12 protein-coding genes are annotated in these 13126 nt (G+C 56.4%); 8 read left to right on the top strand and 4 right to left on the bottom strand.

The window, feature by feature from the left end; genetic code table 11:
- Window positions 1-204: 204 nt before the first annotated feature.
- The 3 genes from O4G22_RS07640 (at window position 205) to O4G22_RS07630 (ending at window position 3852) form a co-directional block, all read left to right on the top strand.
- Complete coding sequence (locus O4G22_RS07640; protein WP_179218319.1) at window positions 205-1329, top strand: TIGR00730 family Rossman fold protein; 1125 nt, start codon at window positions 205-207, stop codon at window positions 1327-1329.
- Window positions 1322-2437, top strand: a complete 1116-nt coding sequence (locus O4G22_RS07635; protein ID WP_306701439.1) for a prepilin peptidase — start codon at window positions 1322-1324, stop codon at window positions 2435-2437. The genes O4G22_RS07640 and O4G22_RS07635 overlap by 8 nt, the downstream gene beginning before the upstream one ends.
- 278 nt (window positions 2438-2715) lie before the next feature.
- On the top strand, window positions 2716-3852 hold the full coding sequence (locus tag O4G22_RS07630) for an EF-hand domain-containing protein (RefSeq protein WP_306701438.1): 1137 nt from the start codon (window positions 2716-2718) through the stop codon (window positions 3850-3852).
- A 294-nt stretch (window positions 3853-4146) separates the two neighbouring features.
- On the opposite strand, the gene secD is transcribed toward O4G22_RS07630, so the two are convergent.
- The 3 genes from secD to O4G22_RS07615 all read right to left on the bottom strand — a co-directional run bounded on the left by secD (window position 4147) and on the right by O4G22_RS07615 (window position 8575).
- Entirely contained in the window at window positions 4147-6528 is a 2382-nt protein-coding gene (gene secD / locus O4G22_RS07625; RefSeq protein ID WP_179218281.1) for a protein translocase subunit SecD, read from the bottom strand.
- A 248-nt stretch (window positions 6529-6776) separates the two neighbouring features.
- Window positions 6777-7739, bottom strand: coding sequence for a polysaccharide deacetylase family protein (locus O4G22_RS07620; RefSeq protein ID WP_290489243.1), 963 nt, complete (start codon window positions 7737-7739; stop codon window positions 6777-6779).
- A gap of 146 nt (window positions 7740-7885) precedes the next feature.
- The gene (locus O4G22_RS07615; protein ID WP_297404102.1) at window positions 7886-8575 is read right to left on the bottom strand and encodes an outer membrane lipoprotein-sorting protein; all 690 of its coding nucleotides are present in this window, start codon (window positions 8573-8575) and stop codon (window positions 7886-7888) included.
- Window positions 8576-8763: 188 nt separating this feature from the next.
- On the opposite strand from O4G22_RS07615, the gene O4G22_RS07610 reads away from it, so the two are divergent.
- On the top strand, window positions 8764-9453 hold the full coding sequence (locus tag O4G22_RS07610; RefSeq protein ID WP_290489241.1) for a polyphenol oxidase family protein: 690 nt from the start codon (window positions 8764-8766) through the stop codon (window positions 9451-9453).
- Between the two features lie 225 nt (window positions 9454-9678).
- Window positions 9679-10599 (top strand): phage capsid protein, encoded by a 921-nt coding sequence (locus tag O4G22_RS07605; protein WP_306701437.1) that lies wholly within the window; start codon window positions 9679-9681, stop codon window positions 10597-10599.
- A gap of 158 nt (window positions 10600-10757) precedes the next feature.
- On the opposite strand, the gene O4G22_RS07600 is transcribed toward O4G22_RS07605, so the two are convergent.
- A complete protein-coding gene (locus O4G22_RS07600; RefSeq protein WP_306701436.1) occupies window positions 10758-10925 on the bottom strand; it encodes a hypothetical protein in 168 nt (55 codons plus the stop codon).
- Window positions 10926-10999: 74 nt separating this feature from the next.
- Between O4G22_RS07600 and O4G22_RS07595 the strand changes: the two genes are divergently transcribed.
- The 3 genes from O4G22_RS07595 to O4G22_RS07585 are packed head-to-tail and all read left to right on the top strand — an operon-like array spanning window position 11000 to window position 13125.
- Entirely contained in the window at window positions 11000-11707 is a 708-nt protein-coding gene (locus O4G22_RS07595; RefSeq protein WP_094135292.1) for a type I 3-dehydroquinate dehydratase, read from the top strand.
- 19 nt (window positions 11708-11726) lie between these two features.
- Window positions 11727-12653, top strand: coding sequence for a 1,4-dihydroxy-2-naphthoate octaprenyltransferase (gene menA, locus O4G22_RS07590; protein ID WP_306701435.1), 927 nt, complete (start codon window positions 11727-11729; stop codon window positions 12651-12653).
- Between the two features lie 40 nt (window positions 12654-12693).
- Window positions 12694-13125, top strand: a complete 432-nt coding sequence (locus O4G22_RS07585) for a hypothetical protein (protein ID WP_094135294.1) — start codon at window positions 12694-12696, stop codon at window positions 13123-13125.
- The last annotated feature ends 1 nt before the right edge of the window (window position 13126 follow it).

Here is a 13126-nt window from a genome sequence, read left to right as displayed (position 1 = left end):
TATGTAATGTACCGGGTTTCCCCTCAGCACGGACACGGCGGCCAATGCGCCTGAAGGACCAACGGCATGTTCTGGGAACGCCCGTGCGGGGAGCAATGTAACGATCTGTTTTCAACAATCAACTCTTTTCATGCCCGCCGGCAAATTTTCTGTGACTTAACGCGCGTCATCTGGCATAGTAAGGCAAACCTATCATACCAACTCATGAAGCATCCTGATTTTTTGGACAACAGGGATTTCACAGGAGAAGACAAGAAACGCCCCTCCTCCATGTCCATGGACTCCAGCTACCAGACTCTGGAAAACGCCGTTAAAAAGCTTTCCGAAACAGCCTCCACCAGGCACGATCCCCGCTACCTCCAGGAGTATATCAAAACGGGAATCAACATGGCCCAGTCCGCCGCCTCGGACCATGACTTTACCGTCCTGATCCGTTCCGGGCGGGAGATGTACCGCGCCAACTGCGTTTTCGCCCCGTACCGCCACATCCGCAAGATTTCCGTCTTCGGCTCCGCGCGCATCAGGAACGACGAACCGGCGTATGAAACCGCGAGGGAATTCGCCAAAGAGGCCAGCGAACACGGTTACATGGTCATTACCGGGGGCGGCCCGGGCATCATGCAGGCGGCCAATGAAGGGGCGGGAGAACAACGCTCCTTCGGCCTGAACATCACCCTGCCGTATGAACAGACCTCCAACCATGTGGTGGCCCACAGCGACAAACTCATCAATTTTTATTACTTCTTTGTCAGAAAACTGAATTTCGTGGCGGAAAGCGACGCCATGGTGGCATTCCCCGGAGGCTTCGGAACCATGGACGAAGTGTTTGAAACACTCACCCTGATCCAGACTGGAAAAGCAACCATTTACCCGATCGTCCTTCTGGATTCCCCCGGCAAAACCTTCTGGCTGAACTGGCTGGCCTTCATACGCGTGGAACTGGTGGACTCCGGACTGATTTCCGAAGACGATCTCCATCTCATCCATGTCACTAAAAATCCGGCGGAAGCCATGGAGCACATCGACCGTTTTTACAGGATTTTCCACTCCTACCGTTTTGTCGGAGATTCCATCGTCATCCGCCTGAACGCGCAGCTTCCCGCCCAGTGGATGGAACATCTGGAACGGGACTTTTCAGACCTGATTCTGCCCGGGGGGAAAATGGTTCAGAGCGGCCCCCTGCCGGATGAAGCGGACGAACCGCACCTGGACCGCCTGCCCCGGCTCGTCTTCCCCATCAAACGCGGCAATTACGGCAGGCTGAGACTGCTGATTGACCGCATCAACCAGACGCCCAGCCGGACCTATTCCCCGCCTTCCCATGACTGACGCCTTTCCCGCATGGGTGATTCCCGTGGTTTTCGGCCTGATGGGGGCCTGCATAGGCTCCTTCCTGAACGTGGTTATCTACCGTATGCCGCGGGGTGTCTCCGTCAACGATCCGGCGCGTTCCTTCTGCCCGGAATGCGGAAAACCCATTCCCTGGTTCCTGAATATTCCGGTTCTGAGCTGGCTGGCTCTCCGGGGTAAATCCGCCTGCTGCGGAACGCGCATCAGCTTCCGCTATTGCTTTGTGGAGCTGCTCACGGCCCTGCTCTTCGCGGCTATCGGCTGGAAATACGCGGACTTTTCCCTGGGGGCCGCCGCCCTGCTCTGCCTGTGGACCGCCATCGCCATCGTCATCATGTTTATTGACGCGGAACACCTGATTGTCTTCCGCTCCCAGGCCTTGACAGGCGCTCTGGCCGGAACGGGAGCCTGCGCCCTTTACCCTTTCCTCCTGCCGGACAACCATGTCATGACCTGGACGGACGCTTTCACGGCATCCGTGCTGGGAGGAGCGGCCGGGTATGCAGCCATCAGGCTGGTGATTGAATTGGGGAAGTTTCTGTTCGGCACCTGGAAGCAGCATTTTGACGTTCCCGCCCCGTGGCACTTAAGGGAGCCGGAATCCGAGCAGGAGGAACTCCAGCTTATCATCAACGGCCAGCCTCACGACTGGTCCATGCTTTTCCACCGGTCTACGGACAAGGCTGTTCTTTCCGGAGGCTCCGTCACCATTGACGGGAAAACGCACCCTCCCTGCTCCGTCACGCTGCGGCACGACAGGATAGAAATGGAAAACGGAGACGTTTTTCTTTTGGAAGAGCTGGAGAGCGTGGAGGGAAATCTGACGGATGTTCATGCCAGCAGGGAAGCCATGGGCTCGGGCGACGCCTGGATTTTGATGATGGCCGGCTGCGCGGGCGGCTGGCAGGGCGCCCTGTTCTGCCTTTTCCTCGGCTCCCTGCTGGGAATTGTACAGGCTGCCGCCTCACGCATGGGATTCGGCAGAAACCTCCCCTTTGGCCCCGCTCTTCTCAGCGCCGCTCTGATCTGGCTGCTGGGCGGCAGCCAATGGTGGCTGGCCTACATCCGTTTTATTTCCGGCGAATAATTTTTTCCGCTATGACACGGGCGGCGCGCTCCCCTGCCCGGCCACGGCCTTTTTTATTGATTTCATTCATCATCAATCGTTTCTCCCTTCTTCACCCTGAAAGAAAAAAGGTGTGATAAGAACGGTAACGCAGCCCCTCTGCAACGCATTCTCCTTTTTATTTTGCAACTGGAATGAATTCCGGGGGTTCCTTTTAGCAAAGGGAGACGTTTCCGCCTGTTTGAGACACACAGCGCACGCCCCTTTCCGAAACGCATCAAACCTCACCATTCAAAAATATGAGCAAGCAAATGATTATCGCCGCGGCTTTCGCCGCATGCTCCGCGTTCGCCCAGGACGCACCGCCGCCTCCCGCTCCGGGGGCTCCTTCCGATGCACCTGAAATGCAGGCCCCCCCGGAAAGAAGGGGTGGCCACCGCCATCACGCCGGGGGCAGGGACCGCCAGGGGCCAAAACGGGTCCAGATGAAGAGAATCGACCCCGGCATCATGATTATCGGAGAAGAACTGGTATTGGCCAAATATGACGCCGACAAGGACGGGAAGCTTTCCGACGAGGAAATAGCCGTTCTGCAGGCCGACGTCAAGAAGGCTCAGGAAGCCAGGAAGGCCGCCATTCTGAAGAAGTTCGACAAGGACGGGGACGGAAAGCTTTCCAAGGAGGAAAGAAAAGCTATGCAGGAAGAATGGCTTAAGGACCACCCGGAAGCGGCCAAACGCATGGAAGAAATGAAAGCCCGCCAGGAAGCCCGTAAAGCCGAAATGCTTAAGAAGTACGATAAGGATGGAGACGGAAAGCTTTCCGACGAGGAAAAGAAAGCCATGCGGGAAGATTGGGCCAAAAACCACCCGGAAGCAGCCAGGCGCATGGAAGAAATGAAAGCCCGCCAGGAAGCCCACGCCGCCGACATGATCAAAAAATTTGACAAAGACGGCGACGGAAAGCTTTCCCCGGAGGAATTGCTGGCCATGCCCCCCCATCACGGCCAGCCCGGCCCGCACCATGCCGTTCCCGGCGGCCCCAAAGGACCGGGAATGCCCAAAATGGGCGGTCCGAGGCGTCCGGGAGGCCCCAGAGCTGAAGGCCCCCGCGCTCCCAGAGGACCGGAAGGCCGCAGAGGCGGTGAAGGACGCCGTGAAGACGGCAACCGGGGCCCCCGCGGCAACCGTCCGAACGGCCCCCGCCCCCAGCTTGACCCCAACCGCGCGCCAATCATGGCTGCCGGATGGATCCTGATTGAAGAAAAGTATGACGCCGACAAGGACGGAAAGTTGAATGAGGCTGAAATGTCCCAACTCAACGCTGACGCTTCCAAGGCTCTGAAAGCGCGCTGGGAAGCCAAAAAAGCAGCCCGCGGCAACAATGATATGCCTCCTCCTCCCGCTCCGTCACAGGAGAAAGGGGATGATGAATAACTTCACCCGCAGAAACGCATAGCAGGAAATCAGAGATACGGCCCCGTCTGCCTAACGGCAGGCGGGGTTTTCTTATACCGGAAATACAAGAAAGGAACACGAGGCAGGAAAATCACGCGGAGACCGTAGCCGTAGATGACGGAAACAGGAAAAGCGAAGGAGGAAGATGAAGGAAAGAAATTCGCGGGTTCTATTCCGGACAAGGCCTTTCTCTGTCCCTCTCTTTTCAAGAAACAGACAGGGGAAGGCATGATGCCTTCCCCTGTCAGAGACTTAATGAATCAACGCCAAATCTCAGGCTCCGGCCTTCATGGCCTGTCTGACTTCTTCATGCAACCCATGCTTCCGGGAGAAGAGGAGTGCCGCCGGAGAAGCGATGAAGATGGATGAGTACGTACCGATCAAAATACCTGCGGAGATCGTCCAGGCGAAGTCTTCCATGGAAGGACCGCCAAAGAAGTACAGGCACACCAGCACGGCCAGCGTGGAAAGAGAGGTCAAAATAGTACGGGAAAGCGTCTGGTTGATGGCCTCGTTCATGATTTGGGAAGCGCTTTCATTCGGGTCGGAAAAGCGGAGGAATTCGCGGATGCGGTCAAATACGATAATTTTGTCATTGATGGAGTACCCCGCCACCGTCAGCAACGCGCCAATGTGAATAACATTCAGCTCCGTTCCGCTGAGAATCACCAGGCCAAGCACCAGCAGGACGTCATGCGTCAGGGCGATGACCGCACCAATGGCGAAGGTCCATTCAAACCGCACCGTCAGGTAGACCATGATTCCCAGAATGCCGAAGAAAAGGGCCCAGGCGGAAGTAATGAGCGTATCATACCCCATGGACTGCCCGATGGTTTCTTCACTGAACGGAGCATTGTCCAGCACCGGGAACGCCTTGTCCAATGCCGTGGTGATAGCCTCCTTGTCCTGGGCGTGGTCGGAGAAATTAATCAGAATATTCACTTTGCTGCTGTCCGTGGACTCCGCCACTTCCTGCACCGTAGCCTTCTGGGTCAGGGACAGCTTGTTGACCACGCTTTCCACTTCCCGGAAAGAGATGTCACCCTTGTTCACCAGATAGGAAATGGAGGAACCGCCCGTAAAGTCCATGCCCAGGCAATCCTTGCCCTTTACGGAGCCAACCACAATGCATATCACCAGCAAAATGGAGGAAAGAGAGCAGGACCAGATTTTCTGGCCCATGAAATCGATGTTCGTCTTTTTCTTGAAAATGTTGAGGAATTTAAGATCCTTCATCATGCCGACGGTATCCGCCCAGTAGAACAGGACGCGGGTAACGAGAATCGCCCCGATCATGGAAGTGATGACGCCTACTGTCAACGTGACGGCAAACCCCTTGATGGTGCCGGTTGCCATCCAGTACAGGATGACGGCTGTAATAAGCGAGGTGATATTGGAGTCAAAGATAGCGGAGAACGCCTTGTCAAAGGAGTTACGGATAGCCACGCGGAAGGGGCGCCCCATTTCCTTTTCTTCCCGCAGGCGTTCATAAATCAGCACGTTCGCGTCCACCGCCACGCCCAGAGTCAGCACAATACCGGCAATACCCGGCAAAGTCAGCTCAAACCCGAAGATAGACATGGCCCCCAGGAGAAGCAGGGCATTGATCGTCAGGCCCATGATAGCCACCAAGCCGGCAAAGCGGTAGTAAATGATCATCATGATGAAGCAGAGGATTAACCCCGTGATGCCAGCGTATTCCCCCTGAAGGAGGGCCGTATGTCCCAGAGAGGCGGAAATTTCACTGGCGGACTCAAAATTGAGCTTGTTGGTGAGGGGGTTGGAAAGCACCTTCGTCAGGGCTTCCGCCTCTCCGGGAGCATCCAGACCGCTGATTTCAAAGCTTTTTGAAAGAATGGCCTGAACCGTTGGCGCGCTCTTGACCACATCATCCAGCACAATGGCCATGCGGTCATGGCCCAGCTGCATGCGGGAAGTCAGGTTATACATCTTGTCCGCCCCTTCATTGCTCAGGGTGACGTTGACGTGGCCGGGACGGGCCAGATCCACCCCGGCGCGCACGATATCCTTGCCTGTCAGCGATTCACGCTTTTCCAGGAATATTTTTTCCGTGATGTCCTCACCCTTGCCGTTTTTGAAGGTATATTCATACATCCTGTATCCGGGAACGCGGATACGCCCCTCCGCCACCAGTTCATTGTTGCGCGGGTGGACAGGGAGAATCTGAAGTTTGGCCACTTTGGTCAGAATAGCCTTGGTTTCCTCACGCTTGGCAGGATCCGCAGCGGGGATTTGGACTTCTATAAGGTTCAGGTTGTCCTTTTTCTTCGGACGGATAATGACGTCATTGGCCCCGGTACTGTTAAGGCGGTCCGTCAGAATCACGCATGCCTGTTCCATGGCCTGGTCCGTCAGGGGAATAGGCTTGCCGTCGTCACCGATATTCGGTTCCACGCTCAACGTGAAGGAGACGCCCCCGGCAATGTCAATGCCGTATTTCAACCCCTGCTGAAAAAGGGAGAACAGGGAAAAAGACGCAATGCCGATAATGAAAATCGTTCCGGCATTGCGCTTGACCTTGTCCTGGTCGGAACCCAGATACCAGAAAAACACGCCCAGCAATACCAGACCGCCAATGAAGATGAAAAGAGGGTTATTGAAGAGATCGTAGATAAAGGCGAGAGGAGCGGACATTCCGCCAGACGCGGGTAGAGTATCGGCAGATGCCAGGAGATTCATAGACATTTCAATCCGGATTGGGGGTGAATAATACGGCAAAGGATTGTGGAGAAATTCACCAGCAGGTCAAGCCTTCTGTGCGTGTGCCCGTTAAGGGAAAAGCATCCTTTCCGGAACGTTGGAAAAAATGCTCCGGCCTGGCAATGAACAGCCCGGTTTCCCTGCGGAAACCGGGCTGAAAGGAAAAGGGAAAACACCGGGGATTACATGCCGGCCACCGTCTCCGCCGGAACGGAAGCAGGCTCCGCGGGAGCCGCAATCGCGGGAACGGCAAGGGGAGAGGAATCCGGTACGGCAGGGGCCGCGGGCATGGAAGGAGCATGGCCGGCGGCGGCGCGGCCTCTCCTGATAAGCTCGGAAACGGTCACCAGTTCATAGCCTCGGTTTTTCAATCCCTTCACAATGGCGTCCACCGCCGCCACCGTGGAAGCGTGAATGTCATGCACCAGAATGATGGAACCGGGTTTGGCGCCGTTCACGGCGCGGGCGGCCACCACGGAGGAACCGGGCTTGCGCCAGTCATTCGTGTCCACATCCCACATGACCGTAGTGAAGCCGAAGCGCTGGCGGGCCCAGGACGCCACGCCGGCATTCGTATAGCCGCCGGGGGGACGCATGACCACGGGGACAACGCCGCAGGCGTTGCGGATGGCTTCGTTAGTGCTCTGGAGCTGGGATTCCGCTTTTTCACGGGACACTTTGCTCAAATAAACGTGATTCCATGTATGGTTGCCTACTTCATGGCCCTCATTGACCATGCGGCGCACTACCTGGGGATGGGCCTTCACATTGCAGCCCTGCATAAAGAAAGTCCCCTTGACGTTATTGTCGCGCAGGATGTCCAGCACCTTGGAGGTCAGGGTTCCATGAGGGCCGTCATCAAAGGTGAGGGCCACCACCTTGTCCGGCACAGCCACGCGGTTGACCGTTACCCCCGGAATGCGCGGGGAAAGCGGGGTATTATTATAGGACGGACTTACGGAAGGCGCCGGAACGGGCTTGGGAGGCAATTTCACAGCCGGCCGGTCCGGCTTTTTCCCCGGAGCAGTCACGGGAGAAATGGTCGTTTTCACCGGAGAAACGGGCTCCGCCGGCCGCTCCTGGTGCTGGGAACAGGCGGACAGGCCGAACGCCAAGACGCATGCAAGGAATAAATGTTTCTTCATAACAGGTTTTTGGAGGATTTACGCCCATCCCGCCTTCTTGTCACGTCCTAAATCATCCATTCGTGCGGCATGAAAAAGGAATCCTCCCCCATGCCCCGGAAAAAATATCCGAAAGCTCCGCAGGGAATGGCTCCGGGACCGGAAACCTATTCCGGGCTGTCCATATCTATATAGCTGACGGAAACCGTTCTGCGAGGATTGGAAGGATCCCGGACCTCCACCTTCATCCGCTTGAAAAACCAGGACCCGTCCTTCAACTTCATCACGGAATCAATCATGAACCTTTTAGCCAGTTCCCCGCGGCGATCAATGCCATCCACCTGCCACATGGCGCCGTTTTCCTTATCAATCCAGACGCGCACCCAGGCATATTGCCCTACCCTGGGATTAGGGTTCGGAATCTGGACAATCCAGCAATCCCGCCCCTTGACGGTGCTTGCCGCATCATCCCGGACAATTTTGGCCTGGGGCCAGTACAGGTAACGCATGGAAAGATCTTCGTACGTTACGTCCGTCCCCGCAATGGGCACCGCATACTGGGCAACAGGCAAAACGCCGGCTTTCCCGTCCCTCCAGGAAAGGATCTCCTGGCCGCGGTCCTTGAATTTCAGATCGAATCTGTTCCAGACATTATTGAGCTGGTACTGGAAAGCAATCAGATTGCCGCGCAGGCTCATGGAAAAAGGGACTTTGACGCCGCGTTTGCGTATTTGCCCCTTAATGTCCTTGTTTTCCTGAAGAGTTGCCCCCTGGCGCACCCTTTTCAGCAGCTGCCCGGCATCCGGAGAGGTCTCCTGGGCCAAAGAGGCAGTAAGAGAAAAAAATACGGCGGCCATCCCCGCGAAAAAAGTGGAAAGTGAAGAATACCCGTGCAGCATGAATTGCTCATATCACTCCGGAAACGCGGAAAAAAACCTTTTCTCAGTCACCGGGCGGCGTCCGTGACATTTTAACGCCAAATTTTGCTCGACTAGGTAATACAAAACGACAAGATGTCCCCAACGACATCTACTGATCCATCATTATGGAAACGCCAGCATTTTTGAAGCCTATCCAGTCCTATCCCGGAGAAATCGTCCAGTTCATTGAGAGAATTCCGGGAATAGACGTTACCGGAGACCGCGAAACCGTGCTGGAACGGCTGGAACCGTACCATAAGGCGGAAGTGGAAGCTCTGGGCTGGCGGTGGAAAGACCTGCGCCGCGCCGAACAGGTGCACGGCACGAAAGTGGCCCTGGTGGGAGACATCGGCTCCAATTATCCTGTGGAGGGCGTAGACGGCCTGATTTGTTCCGGAGTTTCCGACTGCGTGCTTGCCATTTACGTGGCGGACTGCGCCGCCGTATGGCTGTACGACAAGGAAAACTGCCACCGTTCCCTGATTCATTCAGGCAAAACGGGAACCGCCGGCAATATCGTTTCCCAGACCATCAAGTCCATGAAAAAATACCTTGGGGTGGAACCGTCCAACCTGATTGCCGTCATTTCCCCCTGCATCCGCCCGCCTCATTACGAGGAAGACATCCCTACGGCCATCAAGGCACAGCTCATTGAAGAGGGAGTCCCGGAAGAACAGATTCACGATTCAGGGCTGGACACGGCGGCGGATACCAAGCGCTTTTACTCCTACCGCATGGAAAAAGGGCAAACGGGCCGCATGCTGGCTCTTTTCGGCCCGGATCACGCTACGCGTCCGCACGCGATGATTCTTTAACAGCAGAAAGGCGGCGCCTTTCATTCCTTCTACAGCGCATCACGATTCTGCCGTGGTGCGCTTTTCCTTCTTGTAGTCCATACCCGTCAGCGCTGGATGGGACCGGCCTGCAATCCCGCAGGGGACATGGCCGCCTCCCGCTTGCGGCAGGACCGCTCCGGTTATTCCGGACCCGATAATCCAAATTGCCGTTCCTGCATCCAAACAATCATTATATTTGCAATCATGGCAGTAACTATCAGCGATAATTATCAGGTAAAATACACCAGAAAATGGGGCACCCTGCTCCAGCAGCACGCCTCCCGGCTGGACAAGTATGTCAGCGTCATGCGCGACTTGAGCGGCAAGGTAGTATTTCTGGATCAATTCGGCGTTCTGGACTTCACGGAAAAAACCACACGTGTGGGACAGACCGTTTTGAACGAGGCTCCCACCACACGCCGCTCCATGCGGCCGCGCACGTTCACCAAAGCCATTGGCTACGATGAATTCGACGCCACCCGCCTGGGAGACATGGACCTTCCCGTCAGCAAGACGATTGAAGGCCTCCAGGCCGCGGCGGGCCGCCGCATGGATGACGTGATGATCTCCGGCTTTCTCGACACGAACTACGTGGGAGAAGATGGCATGACCGCCGTTCCGTTCAAGGAAAGCCAGCAAATAGCCGTGAATCACGTGGACAGCGGCACCAAGGCCGCCACCAACCTTACCGTGGCCAAGCTGCGCGCAGCTCTCCAGCTTTTTGAGGAAAACGAAGCCTGGAACCAGGATGCCCCGCAGTTCGGAGACCAGCTCGTCATTGCGGTAACCAGTTCCCAGATCATGAACCTGCTGCGGGAAACGGAGGTCAGCAGTTATGACTTCAATAATGTAAAAGCCCTGGTGGAAGGGAAAATAGATACCTTCATGGGATTCAAATTCATCCGCACCCAAAGGCTTCCAAAAACAGAGGAGGGCGTTCGTTCCTGCCTGGCCTGGGTAAAGAGCAAAGCCCAGTTTGGCATATGGAATGATTTCAAAGTGAAGCTTTCCGTACGAGACGATATGGAGGAAGCCCTGCAAATCCGGGCCAAGTTCGCCTGCGGCGCCACGCGCCTTCAGGAGGAAGGCTTTGTCAAAATCCTGTGCGACGAAGGAGCCAACTAATCCCCCCCTAATATCATAATACTCCCCCTCCGGAAAAGGGGAGCCGCCCCGGACCGCCTGCGGTCCGGGGTTTTGCTTTTGAGATGAGGGGCGCACGGAACATCTTATTTCGAGTTTTTCCGGGAAAGGAACGCAGGGGAAAGAGCATCTAAATCGCCCTAACGCCCCCATAAGGAAAAATCCATCACATACGCAGCAGATGCCGCCATATCCGCTACGCGCAGCAGAACGGATTTTTCCCCTTCCGCCGCCGGGGCCCCGTCAGCAGGATTGGCACAGGAGGAAAAACACAGTTCCAAAAGGGGAGAAGGCAGGCGAACTGACATACTCTGCCCCAAAATGAAGCGGTACTCATTAATAGAAGATTGACCTTCCTTTCTTTGCTGGGATAGTAGGATGTATGCAGCAGATTGTACGTGAACATCAGGCCTATCCGCCGAAAATCGTTGCGTCCGTCACCTCATGGGAGCTATGGAAAACGCTGAAAGGAAAAGATTTAACAGACCTGTGCGATTTAGTGGAACTGCGTGTGGACGCCCTTCCCCCGGAACTCGCGACGGAGCAGGTCATGGAATTCCGGCCGGAGATGCCCCTGCTGATCACCGTGCGCTGCCATGAGGAAGGAGGACTGCGCCGCATGCCGGAAGAAGAGCGCTTTGCCCTGCTCCGGGCCTATATGCCGTACGCCGCCGCCATGGACATTGAAATCAGCGCCATGCGCCACGCCAGGGAACTGATTATGGAAGCGCGTGAACGGAACGTCACCGTCATTGGCTCCACCCATGATTTCCAAATTACTCCGGGCGTGGACTACCTGCGCGAACAGGAGAAAAAGGCGCGCGCCTACAAGGCGGATATCGTCAAATTCGCATTCACGCCCTGCCTCGCCTCGGACATCCAGACAGGAGTGCAGCTTTTCACCAAGCCCAAGGGACCGATCGCCGTCATGGGAATGGGCCCCATGGGCCCCGTCTCCCGCCTGCTTTACGCTCAACTGGGTTCCTGCCTGGTATACGGCTACCTGGGAGAAGAGGAAACGGCCCCCGGGCAATGGCACGTCTCTCTCATTAAGGAAACCCTCCGCCGCCTCGGCCCCATCCTCCGCTGATTACGGAGACTTCCCGCACATGAATATCATTACTTCCGCCTTTCTGGCGGCACGCCCCAAGACGCTAACCGCCTCCCTGATTCCGGTATGGGCAGGCTGCATGGTGGTGCAGAAACTGACCGGCAGCTGGAACGCGCCCCTGGCCTTTTTAACGCTGGCTTCCTGCCTGTGCCTTCAGATTGCCTGCAATTTTTTCAATGACGCCATTGACCATGCCAAGCACGCCGATACGGAACGGCGGACCGGCCCCGTGCGCATGACGGCCAGCGGAGCCCTCTCCCATGGAACAGTCATGCTCATCGGCTTCTTCTTCCTGCTGGGAGCGTGCCTGCTGGCCTTTCCCCTCATCGAACTGCGCGGCTGGCCCATCCTCGCCATCGGCATCCCGTCCCTCTACTTCACCTATGGATACACGGGAGGGCCGTGGCCGCTGGCCTACAAAGGCCTGGGGGAAATCTTCGTCATCCTCTTCTTTGGACTGGTTGCCGTACTGGGAACCATTCTGGTGCAGATAGGCACGGCGCCCGTCGTTCCCGGCACGCTGGTGGAATCGCTTGCGGTATACAATGCCGGCATCGTAACGGGTATTCAATGCGGCCTCCTGTGCGCCGTCATGATATCCGTCAACAATATCCGCGACAGAAAGGAAGACCTCACCACGGGCAAGCGCACGCTGGCCGTGCGGCTGGGGGAAGGAAAGGCGCGCGCCATGGCCCAGTCCTTCATCCTGGCCGCCTACATCACGCTGCCTACATCCAGCCGGGCTCTTCACCTGAACCTGTCCCACACATGGTGGATGTGGATACCCTCCATTCTCTTCGGAGGGTATCTGATGCTCCTTATCCGCAAAACGCCTGCGGACAGCCGTATGAACAAGGTGCTGGCCCTCTCCTCCCTCCATCTGCTCCTGTATCTGGCTATCTACACAATTCTTCCCACACGCTGAAAAACTCTTTCCCCCGCCAGCGTAGTAACATACGTTCACCATGAATCCGCTTTCATTCATTCCCGCTTTCCTTATTCTCCCCGTCCTCTTCTCCTGCACTCAAAAAAGCAATCTGGAAATCGCCACCGGAAAAGTGACGACCATCAAGCTGGGCAACGTGGTCCGCATCAAGGAAATCAACGTCCTTACCTCCACGGATGACGGCACCTTCGCCAACATGGCCGGAACGGCGGCGGAAGCCATGACTCCCGGCATCATCGGCATGGGGACCTCAAAACTGGCGTCCGCCACAGGCTCCATCGTGGACGGCAGGGTGGAAGCCGTCAAAATGATTCGCGTGCGCGTCAAGCTCAAGGATACGAACGAACTCGTGGAAGTGCAGCAGGAAGTAACGCCCAACTTTACCCTGAAAATAGGCCAGGAAGTCGTCATTACCCAGGGAAGCACGCCCGGCAATGTCTGGCCCGATTAAC

Source organism: Akkermansia muciniphila (genome assembly GCF_030848305.1).
Classification (GTDB): Bacteria; Verrucomicrobiota; Verrucomicrobiia; order Verrucomicrobiales; family Akkermansiaceae; genus Akkermansia; species Akkermansia muciniphila_A.
The sequence above is the reverse complement of the archived record's forward strand: the minus strand, read 5'-3'. Positions and strand labels throughout refer to the sequence as shown.